Raw genomic sequence first — 16,353 nt, forward strand, 5'->3', positions numbered from 1 at the left:
AGAGCGACGTGGTCCGCGTTGTCTGCGGACACACGTCGCTCTCGCGAACGTGGGCGATACTGGGTTCGAACCAGTGACCTCTTCGGTGTGAACGAAGCGCTCTCCCGCTGAGCTAATCGCCCGGGAACGCACTGAACAATACAGGGACCGACGGGCTTCCTTCAAACCGCTTCCAGGTGGGCGGCGAGCCCGCGCCGTCCCGCCCGCATCATCAGCCGGTGGTTGGCCCGGAACAGGGGCCGCCCCGGCACCGCGAGGCGGCGCAGGAGCGGCTTGCGTACGACGACCTCCTGGTCGTAGCGGGCGAGTGCGCCGGAGCCGTGCTCGGTGACCGTCCAGCGCGCCCAGCCCTCCAGGTCGCCGCTCATCGCGACCTCCAGCACGCCCGCCTCCGGGGCGCGCCTGCCCTCGCGCAGGGTCGTGGTCAGGTCGTACGGGAGCAGTGAGCGGACCCTCAGGACGGCGGTGGTGTCGTCGAGCCGGGTGACCTCCCGTGTCTGGGGCCACCACCGGGGGTAGTCCTCGAGCCGTTCCAGCTCGCGGTAGACCGCCGGGGCGGGCGCGGGCAGCGTCCACAGGCTGCGGAATCGGTAATGGTTCCAGTCCACCCGGGAAGTGTGCCCGCGCCCGCGCCCGTCACGTGCCTGCTACGGCATCCGGTCCCCCAGAAGTGCCAGGTTCTCGATGGCGGCGAGGCCGTAGAGCGCAGTGTCATTGGTGGAGACCCAGGTCGCCTCGCTGCCCGGCACCAGGGTGGCCGGCCCGCTCAGCTTCTCGGTCTTCCAGGGTGCCGACTCCTTGTAGCCGTCCGAGTCGTAGAACTTCTGCCAGGCGCGGGCGGCGAGCTTGGCGTCCCCGGTCCGCACGGCGGCGTAGGCGTCGAGGCGTGAGTGGCCCTGGAAGAGGATGAGGCTGCCGAAGTTGCTGCCGTAGCGGGCCGCCTGTTCGGCCTTGGAGGCGTTGAAGTAGCGGCAGTAGTCGTAGTACGCCTCGTTGAACTGCGGCATGTCGACGAGGTCGATGAGTTCGGCGCACAGTTCGTTGAGGCCGAAGACGGCCGACAGGTGGGAGACCTCGACCTTCGGGGTGTCGGCGATCGCGAAGCGGCCGGTGTCGAGGTCGTACAGGCCGCTGCCCTGGACGAAGCCGTTGGGCTGGGCGGCGATGGTCTCCATCGTGGACAGCACGCGGGCCTTGGCCTTCTCCCACTTGGGGCCCTTGCGTTCCCACTCGGTCAGCCACGCCGACACCAGGCCGCTCCAGTCGGTGCCGAAGCCGACCGACAGGGCGTTGCGGTCGGGGGTGTAGGGCTCGGTGCGGATCTTGCGGAGGGGGTCGAGGGCGAGGAAGGTCTCGTCGGAGTCGACGTTGGCGTGCATGAGGTCGCCGACGCGTTCGTCGGCGGTGAGGAAGTAGTAGAAGCGCCGGTAGGTGGTGTTGGCGATGCGCTGCTGCTTGGCGCTGTCGGCGTAGTGCTGCACGCCGTGGCGGGTGCCGAGGCCTGCCCATTCGCCGAGGTGGTAGACGTCGACCTCGCCGGTGTGCCGGGTCATGGCCTCGGCGAAGCGGAAGATGTCGGCGCGGCCGGAGCGCAGGTAGGCGTACCAGAGCCAGAGGTCCGGGGAGAGTTCGGAGTTGTCCCAGGCGTAGCCGCCGATGTCGTAGCGCCACTGGTGCCGGGCGGCGTCGTAGGTGTGCATGATGTCGCCGTAGTCCCAGAAGCCGTACCAGCGGCGCTGCTCCACCTGGTCCTTGTAGTAGGTGAAGAGGAAGTCGAGGTGGTCCTCGATCTTCGCCTTGGCGGGCGTGGAGCGGTCGGGCTCGGAGTAGAGGCCGGGGCCGAAGACCCCGGCCTTGATGAGCTGCTCCGGCGGGGCGGCCAGCTGCGGCAGGACGCGTACGGCCTCGACCTGTTCGGCGAGCTGCTCGGCGCTCGGAGTGGCGGCGTTGGCCCAGAAGAGCAGCTCGGAGGTGCGGGCGATGCCGTAGGGGGTGCCGAAGCCGGGTTCGTAGTCCTCGTAGGTGATGTTGAGGCCTTCCAGCTGCTCCTCGTACGTGTCCTGGCCCAGGCCGTCGTGGTAGAAGCGCAGGTCCATGGGCTGGGCCTCGGGCGACCAGAGCCAGAGGGTGACCTCGGCCTCGTCGGTCTGCGCGTCGCGGATGTCGAGCTGGGCGGGGTGCTTCTCCCAGAAGTCGCGCAGGCCGAAGGAGAGGCCACCGCTCACGCCGCCGACGTAGCCGAAACCGGAGGCACGCCGTCCGCCGCCGGCGCCGATCCAGCCGTGGCCCTTCTTGGTCCGCTTGCGCAGGGTGAAGCCGTCGGCGGAGAGCTGGGAGAGGGTGTAGTCGCCCCACTCCGGGATGTACTGGAGCCGGGTGGTGACGCGCTGGTCCCAGGTGGACGGGTCGGGCAGCTTCTGCCCCGCGTACTGAGCCGCCTGCACGGCGGCGCCCGGGTCGCGGCGCAGGCCGGTGATGCCCTTGACGGCCTCGCGCAGCAGTCCGGTGCCCTCGCCGCCGACGCGGATGTGGCGGTCGTAGGACTCGTCGCGCATCGGGACGGTGAAGCGGACGCCGAGGCCGCGGATGAAGTCGCCGCTCGCCTTCCCGGGTTCCTGCTTCCCGTCGAAGGTGATGGTGTGCACCATGCGGAAGGAGTCGGCGCCCGCGTAGAAGTACAGGCGGATGGAGAAGGGGAGCCAGCCTCGGTGGCCCTTGCGGTGCTTGCCGTCGATACGGACGACGGCGCGGACCGGGCCCTCCTGTTCGACCTTCACCTCGTCGATGGCGCCGTCGAAGCGCTCGTACTTCACCGTGCCCTGGTCGCCGTCCTCGATCTCGGGCTGGCGCAGCAGGACGAGGCGGCCGTCCTTCGCGATCTCGGTGGAGCCTCTGGTGACGGACTTGACGAGGGTCGATCCCGACTTGCCGATTCTGGCGGTGATGACGCCGGTCGATATGTCGATGGTGCCGCCCCGCTGGTCGACGGTGACCTTCTTGGCGGGGGTGGCGGGGGTGCCGGCGGTGAGGGTGAGCTTGCCCTCGCCGGAGCCGACTGCGTGGGCGGTCCACTTCAGGGAGCCGTCCGGCCAGTAGGCGAGGGGCCAGGACTGGGTGGGTACGGCCTTGCCGTCCTCGTCCGTGACGGCGAAGGTCTGGTCCTCCTGGTGGGTGCCCCTGGGCCAGGGGACGCCGACGGTGGAGCCGGGGGCGGCACCGAGGCCGCCGTCCTCCAGCCAGGTCAGGGTGACGGGACCGTCGTCGGCCGCCGCGGCGGCGGGGGCGGCCTGCGCGTTCTTGGCGCCGAGAGCCCAGCTGAACTGGGCGGCGGCTCCGGCGACGGCGGCCGCTTTGAGGAGGGACCTGCGGGGGATGGGGGACATGGCCTTTCCTTTCCGTTCCGTGCGGATGCAGAGGGATGGTCGAGATGTCAAGGGCATGACAGATCGAGACGCGGCGCCGGGGCGCCGGCCTTCAGGGGGAGCCAGGGCCGTCAGCGGCGCCGGTGGCGTTCCTCCACGGCGACGGCCGCCGCCGCGACGGCGCCCAGGACGGCGACCGCCAGCGGCGCGCTGAACCAGGCCGAGCAGACCACCACGGCCAGCCCGCCGACGATCAGGAAGGAACCGGCCGGGTCGAGCACGGTGCGCCGGCCGGCCTGCGCGAGCAGCGCACGCCAGGAGGCACCGGGACGCCAGGTGGCCGCCGCGCGCAGCCCGGCCACGACGGCGCCGATCAGGGCGAACACACCGACGGCGCCCACGAACGGACCGCCCGGCAGCCCGCTGCGCACGGCCTGGACGTCCACCCACACCGCGGCCAGGGCGGCCCATCCGGCGACCCCGACGAGCCACCCGCGGCGCACCGCCGAACGGAAGTCGGCGGTGAACTCCCGCCAGCCACCGCGCTCATGGGCGAGCCGGCGCCCGAGGTGCCGCGCGCCCGCGGCGAACGCGGCCGGGTAGGTGACCAGCGGCAACGAGGCCACCGCGATCCACACGCCGGTGAGCAGGCACTCGGCGAACAGCGCGAACCCCTCGGCGAACCGCGACTCGCCCCGCTCCCCCGCCCTCTCCGCAGGGGTGGCCTTCGCACGCACCTCGGTCATGATCGGTTCACCTCAGCCCTTCAGGCCGGACGTGGCCATGCCGTCGATCAGATAGCGCTGGAAGGCCAGGAAGAAGGCGAGGACGGGCAGCAGGGCGACGAGCGACATGGCGATCATGCCGCCGTAGTTGGCCAGCCCCTCCTGGTCCACGAACATCTTCAGACCGAGGGAGACGGTGTACTTGCTGGGCTCGTTGAGATAGATCAGCGGGCCCATGAAGTCGTTCCACGAGTTGATGAAGGTGAAGATCGCGCTGGTGATCAGGGCCGGCCGGCACAGCGGCAGCACGATCGACCAGTAGATGCGGAAGTGCCCGCAGCCGTCCAGGCGCGCCGCCTCGTCCAGCTCCTTGGGCAGGTTCCGCATGAACTGCACCATCAGGAAGACGAAGAACGCCTCCGTGGCCAGGTACTTCCCCAGCAGCAGCGGGGTGTACGTGTTGATCATGTCCATGTTGCGGAAGAGCACGTACTGCGGGATGAGGAGCACGTGGTACGGCAGCAGGAGCGTGCCGATCATCAGCGTGAAGAGCAGGTTGCGGCCGGCGAACCGGATCTTCGCGAAGGCGTACGCCGTCAGCGAGCAGGACACGACGATCCCGATCACCGAACCCACCGCGAGGACGAGTGAGTTGACGAAGAACGTGGAGATCGAGATGTCGGCGATGCCGTCGGCGAGGCCGGTGTAGTTCGAGATGATCGGGTCGGCCGGGAACAGGTCCAGGCTGCCGACGATGTCCCCGCTCTCCTTGAGCGAGCCGCCGATGACCCAGAGCACCGGATAGAGGATCACCGCCAGGATCGCCAGCGACCCGATGTGCCAGGCGAGCGAGCCCGGCAGCCTGCGCCGCAGGGCCCCCTTGGCGGACGGGACCGGCGTGACGTCGGTGGCCTGCGTGCTCATCGGCCGCCCTCCTCGTAGTGCACCCAGCGCTTCTGCGACCAGAACAGCACCGCGGTGACCAGGGCGACCGCGACCAGCAGCATCCACGCCATGGCGGAGGCCAGGCCCATGCGACTGTTCTCGAAGCCCTGGATGTACAGATAACAGGTGTAGACCATGGTTCCGTCAGCCGGCCCGCAGGAGCTGCCGCCCGCGCCGCCGCCGACGATGTAGGCCGAGCTGAAGATCTGGAAGGAGTGGATCGTCTCCAGCAGGACGTTGAAGAAGAGGACCGGGGAGATCATCGGCAGGGTGATGTTCCAGAACTGCCGCAGCTTGCTCGCGCCGTCCACGTCGGCCGCCTCGTACAGCTCGCGCGGCACCTGCTTGAGGCCGGCCAGGAAGATGACCATCGGGGCGCCGAACTGCCAGACGGTGAGCGCCACCAGGCTGTAGATGATCAGGTCCGGGTCGCCGGTCCAGCCACCGGCGTCGATCCCGAAGAACTGCTGCGTACGGTCGACGACCGCGTCGTCCGAGAAGATCGCCTTCCACACGATGGCGACGGACACGCTCGCGCCGATCAGTGACGGGGCGTAGAAGGCGGCCCGGTAGAAGGCCTGCCCGCGCCGCTTCTGCGCCAGCAGCAGGGCCACGCCGAGCGCGGCGATCAGCTTGACCGGCGTGCCGACGACCACGTACCAGAGCGTGACCTGGACCGAGTGGCGCCAGCGCGGATCGCCGAACATCTCGGAGAAGTTGTCCAGGCCGATCCATCTGGGCGCGTCGAACAGGTTGTAGTCGGTGAACGCGAAGTAGAGCGAGGCGGCCATCGGTCCCGCCGTCAGCAGCAGGAACCCGGCGATCCAGGGGGACATGAAGAGGTAGCCGGCCAGGTTCTCCCGGCGGCCCCGCCGCTTGAGTTCGGCGGGGCGCGGGGACTTCGCCGGACCGTGCCGCGGCTCGGGATCCTTGACCGGGTCCTCCACGGCGGGGGCGTGTGTCACGGCGCTTCCCATCAGCCGGCGAGAGCCGTCTTCGACTCGGTGAAGAACTGCTTGACGGCGTCCTCGACGGAGCGCTCGCCCAGCCCCATCTCCTCGGCGATGCGCAGGAACGCGGCCTCGCAGATGTCGGCGCCGTTCGGGTGCGGGGTGATGGTCTCCAGGACACCCGCGTCGACGAGCGACTGCTCGTAGGCGGCGATCGCCTTGTTGACCGGGTCGGTGGGCTGGTACGCGTCGTACTGGACCTGGGTCGCCGGCACCCCGCGGTCGTAACCCATGATCTTGGCGACCTCGGGGTCGTGGACCATGAAGTCGATGAACTGGGCGACTTCCTTCGGGTGCTCGGTGCGCTTGTAACCGCTGAGCATCAGCGAACCGAGGTACTGGCCGGTGCGCTCGCCGTCCGTGGTGGGGATCGGCGCGAGACCGTACTCGCTCTTGCCCTCGGAGGTGTAGCGGACGGTGAAGTTGTCCCAGGTGAACTCGCTGCCGGCGAGTTCGGCGGAGAGCGCCGACTTGGGCTTGATCTGGGCGACCTTCTTCGGGTCGGCGAACAGGCCGGACTTCACGCCCTTCTCCGCCTTGGTCCACCAGGTGGCCAGATCGGCCTCGGTGAAGCCGAGTCCGTCCTCGGTGAAGAAGGCCTTGCCGTTCTGACGCAGGTACAGGTCGTAGAGGTACATGACGCCGTACATCCCGCTGTCCCCGGCCCGGCCGGTCCGGTCCCGGATGCTCGTCATCGCCTTGTCGAAGTCGTCCCACGTCCAGCCCTGTTCGGGCTTGACGCCGGCCCGGGTGTAGACGGGCTTGTCGATGACGAGCGCCATCGAGTTCGAACCGACGGGCACGCCGAGGAGTTTTCCGTCGATCTCGCCGAACTTCTCCAGGCCAGCCCGGAAGCCGTCCATGGAGAGATTGCCCGCCTTCACCTGCTCGCTCAGGTCGAGCAGTACATTCTTGGCATCGTATTTCCGGAGAAATCCGATGGCATTCTGGAAGACGTCCGGCGGATTCCCGCCGGAGGCCTGGGTGTTGAACTTCTTCCAGAAGTCGGTGTACGGCTGGAAGTCCGTCTTCACCTTGATCTTCGGGTACTTCTTCTCGAAAAGCGCGATGGTCTTGTTGATGCGTTCCGCCCGGTCCTCGGCACCCCACCAGGAGTAACGAATCGTCACCGTCCCGTCCCCGGATCCGCTGCCGCCGCCGCACGCGGTGGCCGTCGCCCCCAGTCCCGCGACGGCCAGCGAGGCCCCCGCCGCCTTGAGGATCGTCCGCCTCTCCACATTCCCGCCCTGCTGCATATGAGCCTCCCCGCGACGTCGCGTCCGCCTCATGAATCGTTTCAAGTAAGCGCTTGCTGGCACAAGGTACGGAGGGCCCCGGGGCGCGTCAATGATTCGGACAGGAATTGACGGGCGCCGCCCCTCGCCGCCGGGACCACCCCTTGAGCTCCCGCCTGTCGGCAGCGGGGAAGAACTCGCTGGTCGGCGCCGCGTGACCGAGGGACCGAACGCGGGCGGGCCCGCCTGGGCGGGCGGCGCGGAAGGTCACGGTTGAGTGAAGGCGGACGGAAGCGGAACGCCCGGAGACCCGGAGCACCCACACACGAAGGCGGCCCGGCTCACGATCGTGAGCCGGGCCGCCTGAAGATCCGGTGGGCGATACTGGGTTCGAACCAGTGACCTCTTCGGTGTGAACGAAGCGCTCTCCCACTGAGCTAATCGCCCGGACGCAGGAAGAACATTACCCCATGTCAGGGGGGCCCGTGACCAGCGGGGGCCGGGTCACCGCACCCCCGCCGCGGATCACTGGTCCTCGATCTTCCAGGGCAGCTGGAGGCCGAACTTCCACAAATAGATTCCCGCCAGCGCGGCCACGATCACCAGGCCGACCGAGGTCAGGATGATGTTCCGGCGCCGCACCTTGGGGTCGAGGGCCCGCTGGGCCGCCTCGGTGACCTTGCGCTTGGTCCAGCGCAGGACGAGTTGCGCCCAGACGAACTCGGTCGCCCAGATCGCCATGCCGCCGAAGATCACGACCCAGCCCGGGCCCGGCAGCACCAGCATGGCGGCGCCGGCCGCGACGACCGCCAGCCCGACGATGAAGACGCCGACCTGCCAGCTCAGGTGCAGGGCACGGCGCGCCTTGATGAAGTCCGGAGCACGCGATCCGAGCGCCTGCGCGGGCGCCGCTTCGTCGTCCGTCCCCGTACGGTCTTCCGCCACGGCGGCCTCGCCGGGCTTGTTACTCCCCGTGTTCATACGGCCAAACACTACCGGAGCGAAAGCTGTCACCGGAATGGGCGCAGGACCCGAACGGTCGCTCGGCCGGAAGAGTTACCTAAACACACGCAAAACACTCAGAGGGGTTTACAACGGCACCGTAGGTGGCATGTCGATTTCGCCGACGTGCGAATCCCCGAGCGCACACTGAGCGAAAGGCCCTGGCGCTTATGAACACCACGGTCAGCTGCGAGCTGCACCTGCGCCTCGTTGTGTCGAGCGAGTCCTCCCTGCCTGTCCCCGCAGGCCTGCGGTACGACACGGCCGACCCCTACGCCGTGCACGCCACCTTCCACACCGGAGCCGAGGAGACCGTCGAGTGGGTGTTCGCCCGCGACCTCCTCGCCGAAGGTCTCCACCGTCCCACCGGCACCGGCGACGTCCGTGTCTGGCCGTCCCGGAGTCACGGCCAGGGGGTCGTGTGCATCGCCCTGAGCTCCCCGGAGGGCGAGGCACTGCTCGAGGCCCCGGCGCGGGCCCTGGAGTCCTTCCTGAAGCGCACAGACGCCGCCGTGCCGCCCGGCACGGAACACCGGCACTTCGATCTCGATCAGGAGCTGTCGCACATCCTGGCGGAAAGCTAGGGCGATGCTCCGTGAAGCCGCCCGTCGCCGTCGACTCGGGGTGACGGCACGGGCCCGGACAACCGCATAACGGCACACACCGGCGTCGTCGCCGCGGTCCTCCGCGGGGACGGCGCCGGTGCGTGTGCGGCCACGGGGCCGCCCTCGGACCACTGCGGGAACGGACGGCGGCCGGCCGCCGTTGTACGGGCGTCCGACGGCGGTACGGGTGTCCAGCGGCCGGGACCGGCACATCCGAGCCGGTTCCCCCCGTCGTGGAAGCCACTACCATCGGCCAGCATCGGCGGGCGCCCGCCCGACCCCAGGCCAGGGAGCGAGATGTGCTGATCACCCACGACACCCGGTGTGCCCTCGACACCGTGGTGGATCTGGTGAACACCGCGCCGGAGGACGAGTCGGCGCCCGACGGGCTGCAGGATGTCGCGGCCCTCCAGGTGTTTGTGGGAACGCACGAAATCAGCGACGTCGGTGTGCTCTCGGAGCTCGACCTGTCGGCGGTGCGCAAGATCCGCGGCCGGTTCGCGGCCGTCTTCGCGGCACCCGACGCGCGAGCGGCCGCCGGCCTGATCAACGACCTGGTCGCCGCCGCCGGCACCACACCGCGGCTCACCGACCACGACGGGTACGACTGGCACATCCACTACTTCGCGCCGGGCGCCTCCGTCGCCGACCACCTCGCCGCGGACTGCGGGATGGCTCTGGCCTTCTTCGTGGTCGCCGGGGAGCAGGAGCGGCTGCGGCGGTGCGAGGCCCCCGACTGCCGACGCGCCTTCGTCGACCTCTCACGGAACCGGTCGCGGCGGTACTGCGACAGCCGCACGTGCGGAAATCGCCTGCACGTGGCCGCTTACCGGGCACGGCGCAAGGAGGCGGCCGGCTGACGTCCGCCTGCGACACCGGGCGCGCCACGGTGGCGACGCGGCCCCCGGCGGGTGGCGCCGGGGAGCGCGGGTACGGCTCACAGCAACAGCAGATCGTGCAACGCAGCCATGAGCAGCAGACACCCGATCACCGCAAGGAAGATCATGAGCGGTGGCTGGGAAAGGGCGAAGAGGCAGCCGCGCGGTTCGTCCTGCGCCCGCGTGGTTTCGCTCTGTCTCGTGTCCAGCTGGGTATCCAGCTGAGTGGTGTCCGGCATCTCGCCGTGATGATGGCGCAGTGACCAGGGCCTACGCGATCAACACGCCCGCGAAGACAGGGAGTTCGTTGAATTCCGCAATCTCCGTTCAGATCTTGATCATTACGGAGCGCGCTCTGACGACCTCGGACCGCTGTGTCGTTTCAGCCCGGGCATCCGTGCCGGCAGGCGACACCGGCACCGACGGTCATATGCCGTGCTTCTTGAGGATGGCCTCGATGTCGCTGAAGTCGTCCTCGCCACCGGACGGCTTGGCCGGGCGGGAGGCGGGCCGGGAGGCCGGGCGGGCGCCGGGGCCGATTGAAGTCTCCGAGGCCGCCGGGGCCACCGCGTCGCGCTGTGCCGCGGCCCGGGCCTCCTTGCGCTCCTTGCGGGTGCCGCCGCGGCGGCGCTCCACGGCGCGCGTGGTCATGAACAGCGCCCACGACACGCCCAGCACCGCGAAGCCGGCCCAGGCCACGGGGCTGAACGCCGTGTCCGCCAGCCACTCGACCACTCCGGTCATGACCAGACCGACCGGGACCAGCGAGTAGGCGGCGATACGGGCCGCGGTGAGGAAACGCCGGCGGTACGCGGTGACCGCCGCGATGCCCAGGCCGGCCGCGGACACCGCGGAGCAGACGGTCTCGGCAATCATCCGGTCCTCCAGGGCAGGTCGGTCGGGCATGAGTACTTCGTCCCTTCCATCCTGCACCGTCGGGACGCCCTCGGGCCATGCCTCGTCCCCGAGATCAGGGAGATCTCGGGGTCCGCTCCTCCCCAGGTGCCGGTGGCCGCCGTACGACCCGGTCGGGACGACACCCTGCGGGCTGGGAGAATGGGGCCATGAGCGACTCCTCCCCCGCCCGGCCCGCCGCGCCCGTCCTCGACGTCTGGTGCGAGCTCCAGTGCACGGACTGCCGCACCGCCCTGGACGATCTCCGCGCCCTGCGCGCCCGCTACGGCGACCGCATCGAGCTGCGGCTGCGGCACTTCCCGCTGGAGAAGCACAAGCACTCCTTCGCCGCCGCACAGGCCGCCGAGGAGGCCGCGGCCCAGGGGCAGGGATGGCCGTACGCGGAGGCCGTGCTGAACCGGGTCGCGGAGCTGGACCGCAAGGGTGAGGCCTTCCTCGTCGAGGTCGCCCGGGAACTGGGACTGGACGCCGAGGAGTTCGACACGGCCCTGATCGACGGCCGGCACATCCTGATCGTCGACGCCGACCAGGCCGAGGGCAAGGCGATCGGCGTGACCGGCACCCCCACGTACGTGATCGACGGCGAGCGCCTCGACGGCGGCAAGAGCCAGGAAGGGCTGCGCGAGCGCGTCGAGCGGATCGCGGACCGGCTGCTGGCCGAGGGGCGGGACTGACGGACCGACGCCGCCGGCGCGTACCCCTACAGCAGCGGTTTGCTGCAGTAGTAGCGCGTGGTCGCGTAGCCGAGCGACTCGTAGAGCCGTTCGGCGGCGGTGTTGCCCGCGAAGACGTTGAGGCCGATCAGTCTTCGGCCGGCGTCGACGGCCTGGGCCTCGGCCAGCGCCATGAGCGTCCGTCCGTGTCCCCGGCCCCGGTGCGCCTCGTCGGTCTCGACGTCGAAGACGAAGGCGCCGTCCTCGCGCAGCGCCAGCCACAGGACTCCGACCCGCGCTCCCTCGTGCTCCACCACGCTGAACAGCATGTTCTCGGTGTCCTGCCCCTGCGGCAGCAGTAGCTCGTGATCACTGCGCGCCTTCGCGTACGCCTCGTCCTCGGGGACGCCCCGCTCGATCCAGGTACGGGCGTACTGCTGCGACTGGTAGGCGTGCCAGGTGGCGAACTCTTCGGCCGTCATCGGCCGCGCCCGGCTGCCCGCGGGCAGGGCGGGCGCGGTGCCGCCGAGCGGTTTGGCCATGGTGCGGTTGCGCACGGCGTAGCCGAGCGCCTCCATGAGACGCAGGCCCGCGTGGGCGTCGGGGGCCAGGTTGGTCTCGATCCGCCGGCAGCCCCAGCCCCGCACGACCTCCTCGGCCGCGAGGGCCGCCACCGTGCCACGACCGCGTCGGCGGTCGGGTTCGTCGATGCTCAGGTGGTGGATCACCGCCACCGAGTCGCCGAAGGCCTGTGAGGTGCCGAGGTGTATCGCGCCGACGGGCCGGCTGTTCACGCACACCTGGTAGTGGCGCGAACGCGTCCCGTCGGCGGCGCGCTGAAGCGGCTCGGTCGGCCGCAGGGTGGTGGTCATCACCGGAGTTCTACCCGGCGACGGGCTTCGAGTCAGCCTCATTTTCGAGGCCTTCCCGTATCCGCGGGCGCCCTTACGGGTCCAGGTCGTTCCCCGACCGCTCCTCGAAGACGCGCATCGCCTTGGCGGTCACCGGTCCCGGGGCGCCCGGCAGTTCTCGGTCGTCCACGCGGTGCACGGCCTGCACGTCCCGGAGGGTGGAGGTCAGGAAGACCTCGTCGGCGCGGTCCAGGACGTCCATCGGGAGGTCGGTCTCGCGGGCGCCGGTCCACTCGACGGCCAGGGCGCGGGTGATCCCGGCGAGGCAGCCGGAGGCGACCGGCGGGGTGTGGATCTCGCCGTCGAGGACGACGAAGACGTTCGAGCCGGTGCCCTCGCACAGCTGCCCCACCGTGTTGGCGAACAGCGCCTCGGTGGCGCCCCGTTCGCGGGCGCGGGCCAGGGCGACGACGTTCTCCGCGTAGGAGGTGGTCTTCAGGCCGGTGAGCGCGCCGCGCTCGTTGCGGGTCCACGGCACCGTGATCACGGCCGTCGAGTCGGGGCGCCGGCCGGTCTCGCCGAGGGCGACCACGAGGGTCGTGCCGTGCTCGCCCCGGTCGGAGCCGAGCGGGCCGTGACCGCCGGTGTACGTGATGCGCAGCCGGCCCAGCGGCATGGGGTTGGCCCCGATGACGGCGGCGCAGGCGCGGCGGACCTCGTCGAGGTCGGGATCCGGCAGGCCGAGGCCGCGGGCCGAGCGGGTCAGCCGGTCGAGGTGCCGGGTCAGGGCGAACGGCCTGCCGTCCACCGCCTTCACGGTCTCGAAGATGCCGTCGCCCACGGTCAGCCCGTGGTCGAGGACGGAGACGCGGGCGGACTCGATGTCCTGGAGCCCGCCGTCGAGCCAGATCTTCACGCCTGTGTTCCCTCTCCACTCACCTCGTACGTCCCCGACGCTACCGCGAGCAGCCGCGACGCCTTCAGCTCGGTCTCCCGCCACTCCCCCTCCGGGTCGGACCCCCAGGTGATGCCGGCACCGGTCCCGAAGCGCAGGACCCCCTCGGCACGGTCGATCCAGAAGGTGCGGATGCCGACGGCGAGCTCGGCGGTGCCCCGGTCGGCGTCGACCCAGCCGATGCCCCCGCAGTACGGGCCCCGGGGCACGGTCTCCAGGGCGTCGATGATCCGCAGGGCGCTGGTTTTGGGGGCGCCCGTGACGGACCCGGGCGGGAAGGCCGCGGCGAGCAGCTCCGGCCAGCCGGCGTCGGCGCGCAGCTCGCCGCGGACCGACGACACCAGGTGCACGAGCCCCGGGTGCTTCTCGACGGCGCAGAGGTCGGGCACGGTCACACTGCCCGTGGCGCAGACCCGCCCGATGTCGTTGCGGACGAGGTCCACGATCATGACGTTTTCGGCGTAGTCCTTCTCCAGCAGGTCGGCCTCGGTCCGTCCGGTTCCCTTGATCGGCCCGGACTCGACGGTCCGGCCGTCGCGGCGCAGGAACAGCTCGGGCGAGGCGGTGGCGATCTCGACGCCGTGGCCGGGCAGCCGGACCGTTCCGGCGTACGGTGCCGGGTTGCCGCGGGCCAGCAGGGCGGTGAGGGCGTCCACGTCCGCGCCGGGGTCGACGGGCGCAGAGAGCACCCGGCAGAGGTTGGCCTGGTAGACCTCGCCCGCGGCGATGTGCTCGCGTATGCGCCGTACGGCCGCCGTGTACGCGGCGCGGTCGAGGGAGGACGTCCAGTCGCCGACGGCCGGTCCCCGCCACCGGCCGGATGTGGGGGCCGGCACCGGCCGCGTCCGTACGTCCGCGAAGCGGGCGCAGGTCAGACGGCCTTCGAAGTTTGCGCAGACGGCCCAGAAGCCCTCGGATTCGAGGGCGGCGGGATCGCTCGTGACGTCGAGGAGACCGGTGGCGAGACGCTCGCCGAAGCGGGCGAGGGGAGGGAGGTCGAGCACGTGTCCGAGTCTAGGACGGTGGCCCGGAGGTGACCCGAACGTGTCCTTCCAGGTGCCCTGACCAGGCCCTCGGGCGGGCGCAGCGCAGCACGCTGCACAAACGCGTTTTTGTGATGGCCCCGGAATCCGCTAGAGTTCAACACGTCGCCGGGACGCGCAAGCGGACCGAACCGACAGGCGGACGTAGCTCAGTTGGTAGAGCGCAACCTTGCCAAGGTTGAGGTCGCGAGTTCGAGCCTCGTCGTCCGCTCGCAGGAAAAGGGGGCCTCCCGGGCCCTCTACACTCCTGGTGGAGTGGCCGAGAGGCGAGGCAACGGCCTGCAAAGCCGTCTACACGGGTTCAAATCCCGTCTCCACCTCCAAGGACGATTAGCTCAGCGGGAGAGCGCTTCCCTGACACGGAAGAGGTCACTGGTTCAATCCCAGTATCGTCCACTGATCCGCAAGGATCACTGATCCGCATGGATCCCCGCGCGATTAGCTCAGCGGGAGAGCGCTTCCCTGACACGGAAGAGGTCACTGGTTCAATCCCAGTATCGCGCACGCAGTACCGCACCTGGTGCTCCCAGGACGATTAGCTCAGCGGGAGAGCGCTTCCCTGACACGGAAGAGGTCACTGGTTCAATCCCAGTATCGTCCACACCGCCCGAAGCCCCCGGCCGTCTCGTACGGCCGGGGGTTTCGTCGTGGCTCGGATCAGCGAGGCCGACCAGCGAGATCAGCTGGAGAAGAGCATGTGGCCGAAGCTCTTGTGGCGGCGGTGACCGTGGTGGCCGTGCCCGGCGTGCGGGGCTCCCCAGGCGGGCGCGGGAGCGGCCGGGTAGGCCTGCGGGGCCGCGGGCGGGGGCGGCGGGGCGGGCTGGGCCCACTGGGACTCCAGGCGCGTCAGCGACTCCAGCTCGCCGTAGTCCAGGAAGATCCCTCGGCAGCCGCTGCACTGCTCTATCTGAACGCCGTTGCGGTTGTAGGTGTGCATCGGTGCACGGCACTTGGGGCACTGCATCGTCGGCTCAACTCCTCGCCGGTCGGTCCTGCTTCGCGTATCGCCAGGACAGACTCTGTCCGGCTACGGGTCGGTTGCACCCTGCGTCGTGGAAATTCCGCTCACGCGTGGGACGGAGGGGCGCACGGGGGCCATGCGGGCGCAGGCGTCGACCAGGGACTCCTCCACCGCGTCCAGGGGGCGGCCCGCCGCGACGGCCTTGGTGACGGCCCGGGCGGCGGTCTGCGCGGTGAGGGCACGGGCCGGAACGTCCAGCGTCGGCCAGGGATCCTCGTGGGGCGGGACGGCCGGGCCGCCGGCCGCGCGGTAGGCGGTCAGGAAGCGGTTCCAGTCCTCGGGCGGGAGCAGTCCGCACGCGTACCAGGCGGCCGGGCGGGCCAGGTCCCAGGCCGGGGCACCGGTCCCGAGATCGTCCACGTCTATCAGCAGCCAGGAGCCGTCGGACGAGGGGTGGCGCACGAGCTGGCCGAGGTGGAAGTCGCCGTGGCAGAGACCGGCCGCGTCCGGCATGGCGGCCTCGCCCCGAGCCCATGCCGGGAGGGCGGCCCAGGCCCGCAGGACGGGGGCGGTGGCGGGATGGTGCGGGGCGGTGGTCCGGAGGCGGTCGACGGCGTGGGCCGCCTTCGCGGGGCCGCGCATGGGGGGTACGGCGGTGGGGGCGGCGCTCCGGTGGAGGCGCGCGAGGAGGGTGGCGGCGGCTTCCCACGGCGCGGTGTCCGGGTCCTCGGGGTCGACGGGCGTGCCGTACGGCCAGTACGTGACGAGTCTTCCGTGCAGGACGACGGGCGACCGGTGCAGCGGGGGCAGCAGGATGCCGGGGAGCCGGGCGGCGGCGGTGACACGGCGGGCCAGCCCGGTGGCGTCCGCGTCCGCCGCGTGGGCCTTGGCGACGGTCCCGGCGTGCCGGACGACGAGGCCGTCGGGGCGGTCGGCGAGGGTGGTGTCGCCCGGGGTGGCCGCTCCGCAGGGACAGACCGGGGTGCGGGCGTGGGCTGCTTCCCTGACGCGGCGCGTCAGGGCGGGAAGGAGGGCGTCCGTCGTCACGGGGTGAGCGTACGCAGGTGCTCCGCCGCCGAGGACTCGTGGTGCGGGGACCCTTGCCGGGCGGGGGCGCCTTCGCCGAGGGACGGGCCTGCGGTCGTGGCGTTCCCAGGGCGTGCTTGAGGTCCGGGGCGTTCCTGCCGGAGGGCGAGCCTGCCCTGCCAGGGCG

Annotated in this window: 17 protein-coding genes and 7 tRNA genes; 8 read left to right on the forward strand and 16 right to left on the reverse strand. The window is 70.6% G+C overall.

What is annotated here, in order from left to right; all coding sequences use genetic code 11:
• Positions 1 to 50: 50 nt before the first annotated feature.
• The 9 genes from ACFW47_RS19025 to ACFW47_RS19065 form a co-directional block, all read right to left on the reverse strand.
• A tRNA-Val gene (locus ACFW47_RS19025) sits at positions 51 to 122 on the reverse strand.
• Between the two features lie 39 nt (positions 123 to 161).
• The gene (locus ACFW47_RS19030; RefSeq protein ID WP_386286233.1) at positions 162 to 608 is read right to left on the reverse strand and encodes an SRPBCC family protein; all 447 of its coding nucleotides are present in this window, start codon (positions 606 to 608) and stop codon (positions 162 to 164) included.
• 39 nt (positions 609 to 647) lie between these two features.
• Positions 648 to 3,383, reverse strand: coding sequence for a Tat pathway signal sequence domain protein (locus ACFW47_RS19035; RefSeq protein WP_386286232.1), 2,736 nt, complete (start codon positions 3,381 to 3,383; stop codon positions 648 to 650).
• A gap of 110 nt (positions 3,384 to 3,493) precedes the next feature.
• Positions 3,494 to 4,108, reverse strand: a complete 615-nt coding sequence (locus tag ACFW47_RS19040) for a hypothetical protein (protein WP_386286231.1) — start codon at positions 4,106 to 4,108, stop codon at positions 3,494 to 3,496.
• A 12-nt stretch (positions 4,109 to 4,120) separates the two neighbouring features.
• Positions 4,121 to 5,011 carry a carbohydrate ABC transporter permease gene (locus ACFW47_RS19045; RefSeq protein ID WP_386286230.1) on the reverse strand — a complete coding sequence of 297 codons (891 nt, stop codon included), beginning with the start codon at positions 5,009 to 5,011 and terminating at the stop codon, positions 4,121 to 4,123.
• Positions 5,008 to 6,009: a carbohydrate ABC transporter permease gene (locus tag ACFW47_RS19050; RefSeq protein ID WP_386286229.1), complete on the reverse strand. Its 1,002-nt coding sequence runs from the start codon at positions 6,007 to 6,009 to the stop codon at positions 5,008 to 5,010. The genes ACFW47_RS19045 and ACFW47_RS19050 overlap by 4 nt, the downstream gene beginning before the upstream one ends.
• The gene (locus tag ACFW47_RS19055; protein ID WP_386286228.1) at positions 6,009 to 7,298 is read right to left on the reverse strand and encodes an ABC transporter substrate-binding protein; all 1,290 of its coding nucleotides are present in this window, start codon (positions 7,296 to 7,298) and stop codon (positions 6,009 to 6,011) included. Before ACFW47_RS19055 ends, ACFW47_RS19050 begins: the two co-directional genes overlap by 1 nt.
• Before the next feature lie 354 nt (positions 7,299 to 7,652).
• Positions 7,653 to 7,724 (reverse strand) — tRNA-Val (locus ACFW47_RS19060).
• 78 nt (positions 7,725 to 7,802) lie between these two features.
• The gene (locus ACFW47_RS19065) at positions 7,803 to 8,258 is read right to left on the reverse strand and encodes a TIGR02611 family protein (protein ID WP_073730848.1); all 456 of its coding nucleotides are present in this window, start codon (positions 8,256 to 8,258) and stop codon (positions 7,803 to 7,805) included.
• A gap of 191 nt (positions 8,259 to 8,449) precedes the next feature.
• Here ACFW47_RS19065 and ACFW47_RS19070 point away from each other — a divergent pair, with 191 nt between their 5' ends.
• Positions 8,450 to 8,863, forward strand: coding sequence for an SsgA family sporulation/cell division regulator (locus ACFW47_RS19070; RefSeq protein ID WP_004002642.1), 414 nt, complete (start codon positions 8,450 to 8,452; stop codon positions 8,861 to 8,863).
• Between the two features lie 320 nt (positions 8,864 to 9,183).
• Positions 9,184 to 9,744: a CGNR zinc finger domain-containing protein gene (locus ACFW47_RS19075; protein ID WP_386286227.1), complete on the forward strand. Its 561-nt coding sequence runs from the start codon at positions 9,184 to 9,186 to the stop codon at positions 9,742 to 9,744.
• Positions 9,745 to 9,821: 77 nt separating this feature from the next.
• On the opposite strand, the gene ACFW47_RS19080 is transcribed toward ACFW47_RS19075, so the two are convergent.
• Both ACFW47_RS19080 and ACFW47_RS19085 read right to left on the reverse strand, forming a co-directional pair.
• Positions 9,822 to 10,001, reverse strand: a complete 180-nt coding sequence (locus tag ACFW47_RS19080) for a hypothetical protein (protein WP_386286226.1) — start codon at positions 9,999 to 10,001, stop codon at positions 9,822 to 9,824.
• 187 nt (positions 10,002 to 10,188) lie between these two features.
• A complete protein-coding gene (locus tag ACFW47_RS19085) occupies positions 10,189 to 10,638 on the reverse strand; it encodes a hypothetical protein (RefSeq protein ID WP_386306502.1) in 450 nt (149 codons plus the stop codon).
• Positions 10,639 to 10,826: 188 nt separating this feature from the next.
• On the opposite strand from ACFW47_RS19085, the gene ACFW47_RS19090 reads away from it, so the two are divergent.
• Positions 10,827 to 11,351 (forward strand): DsbA family protein, encoded by a 525-nt coding sequence (locus ACFW47_RS19090; RefSeq protein WP_386286225.1) that lies wholly within the window; start codon positions 10,827 to 10,829, stop codon positions 11,349 to 11,351.
• Between the two features lie 26 nt (positions 11,352 to 11,377).
• On the opposite strand, the gene ACFW47_RS19095 is transcribed toward ACFW47_RS19090, so the two are convergent.
• From ACFW47_RS19095 to ACFW47_RS19105, 3 genes are all read right to left on the reverse strand, one after another.
• Complete coding sequence (locus ACFW47_RS19095) at positions 11,378 to 12,202, reverse strand: GNAT family N-acetyltransferase (RefSeq protein WP_386286224.1); 825 nt, start codon at positions 12,200 to 12,202, stop codon at positions 11,378 to 11,380.
• A gap of 73 nt (positions 12,203 to 12,275) precedes the next feature.
• The gene (locus ACFW47_RS19100; protein WP_386286223.1) at positions 12,276 to 13,097 is read right to left on the reverse strand and encodes an aminotransferase class IV; all 822 of its coding nucleotides are present in this window, start codon (positions 13,095 to 13,097) and stop codon (positions 12,276 to 12,278) included.
• Positions 13,094 to 14,140 carry a chorismate-binding protein gene (locus ACFW47_RS19105; protein ID WP_386306395.1) on the reverse strand — a complete coding sequence of 349 codons (1,047 nt, stop codon included), beginning with the start codon at positions 14,138 to 14,140 and terminating at the stop codon, positions 13,094 to 13,096. The genes ACFW47_RS19100 and ACFW47_RS19105 overlap by 4 nt, the downstream gene beginning before the upstream one ends.
• A 177-nt stretch (positions 14,141 to 14,317) precedes the next feature.
• Between ACFW47_RS19105 and ACFW47_RS19110 the strand changes: the two genes are divergently transcribed.
• The 5 genes from ACFW47_RS19110 (at position 14,318) to ACFW47_RS19130 (ending at position 14,780) form a co-directional block, all read left to right on the forward strand.
• A tRNA-Gly gene (locus tag ACFW47_RS19110) sits at positions 14,318 to 14,390 on the forward strand.
• A 38-nt stretch (positions 14,391 to 14,428) separates the two neighbouring features.
• Positions 14,429 to 14,502: transfer RNA gene (locus ACFW47_RS19115), tRNA-Cys, on the forward strand.
• Between the two features lies 1 nt (position 14,503).
• Positions 14,504 to 14,575: transfer RNA gene (locus tag ACFW47_RS19120), tRNA-Val, on the forward strand.
• A 36-nt stretch (positions 14,576 to 14,611) separates the two neighbouring features.
• Positions 14,612 to 14,683, forward strand: a tRNA-Val gene (locus ACFW47_RS19125).
• Positions 14,684 to 14,708: 25 nt separating this feature from the next.
• Positions 14,709 to 14,780: transfer RNA gene (locus ACFW47_RS19130), tRNA-Val, on the forward strand.
• A gap of 78 nt (positions 14,781 to 14,858) precedes the next feature.
• Here ACFW47_RS19130 and ACFW47_RS19135 read toward each other — a convergent pair.
• Together ACFW47_RS19135 and ACFW47_RS19140 are read right to left on the reverse strand one after the other, a co-directional pair.
• Entirely contained in the window at positions 14,859 to 15,143 is a 285-nt protein-coding gene (locus ACFW47_RS19135) for a zf-TFIIB domain-containing protein (protein WP_386286221.1), read from the reverse strand.
• 63 nt (positions 15,144 to 15,206) lie between these two features.
• On the reverse strand, positions 15,207 to 16,187 hold the full coding sequence (locus ACFW47_RS19140; RefSeq protein WP_386286220.1) for a phosphotransferase enzyme family protein: 981 nt from the start codon (positions 16,185 to 16,187) through the stop codon (positions 15,207 to 15,209).
• Positions 16,188 to 16,353 lie beyond the last annotated feature (166 nt).

The organism is Streptomyces sp. NPDC058796 (assembly GCF_042745235.1).
Classification (GTDB): Bacteria; Actinomycetota; Actinomycetes; order Streptomycetales; family Streptomycetaceae; genus Streptomyces.

Coding starts and splice junctions, on each gene's coding strand:
- ACFW47_RS19035 (WP_386286232.1), bottom strand. CDS start 3,383: ATGTCCCCCATCCCCCGCAGGTCCCTCCTCAAAGCGGCCGCCGTCGCC.
- ACFW47_RS19040 (WP_386286231.1), bottom strand. CDS start 4,108: ATGACCGAGGTGCGTGCGAAGGCCACCCCTGCGGAGAGGGCGGGGGAG.
- ACFW47_RS19045 (WP_386286230.1), bottom strand. CDS start 5,011: ATGAGCACGCAGGCCACCGACGTCACGCCGGTCCCGTCCGCCAAGGGG.
- ACFW47_RS19050 (WP_386286229.1), bottom strand. CDS start 6,009: ATGGGAAGCGCCGTGACACACGCCCCCGCCGTGGAGGACCCGGTCAAG.
- ACFW47_RS19055 (WP_386286228.1), bottom strand. CDS start 7,298: ATGCAGCAGGGCGGGAATGTGGAGAGGCGGACGATCCTCAAGGCGGCG.
- ACFW47_RS19065 (WP_073730848.1), bottom strand. CDS start 8,258: ATGAACACGGGGAGTAACAAGCCCGGCGAGGCCGCCGTGGCGGAAGAC.
- ACFW47_RS19070 (WP_004002642.1), top strand. CDS start 8,450: ATGAACACCACGGTCAGCTGCGAGCTGCACCTGCGCCTCGTTGTGTCG.
- ACFW47_RS19080 (WP_386286226.1), bottom strand. CDS start 10,001: ATGCCGGACACCACTCAGCTGGATACCCAGCTGGACACGAGACAGAGC.
- ACFW47_RS19085 (WP_386306502.1), bottom strand. CDS start 10,638: ATGATTGCCGAGACCGTCTGCTCCGCGGTGTCCGCGGCCGGCCTGGGC.
- ACFW47_RS19090 (WP_386286225.1), top strand. CDS start 10,827: ATGAGCGACTCCTCCCCCGCCCGGCCCGCCGCGCCCGTCCTCGACGTC.
- ACFW47_RS19095 (WP_386286224.1), bottom strand. CDS start 12,202: ATGACCACCACCCTGCGGCCGACCGAGCCGCTTCAGCGCGCCGCCGAC.
- ACFW47_RS19135 (WP_386286221.1), bottom strand. CDS start 15,143: ATGCAGTGCCCCAAGTGCCGTGCACCGATGCACACCTACAACCGCAAC.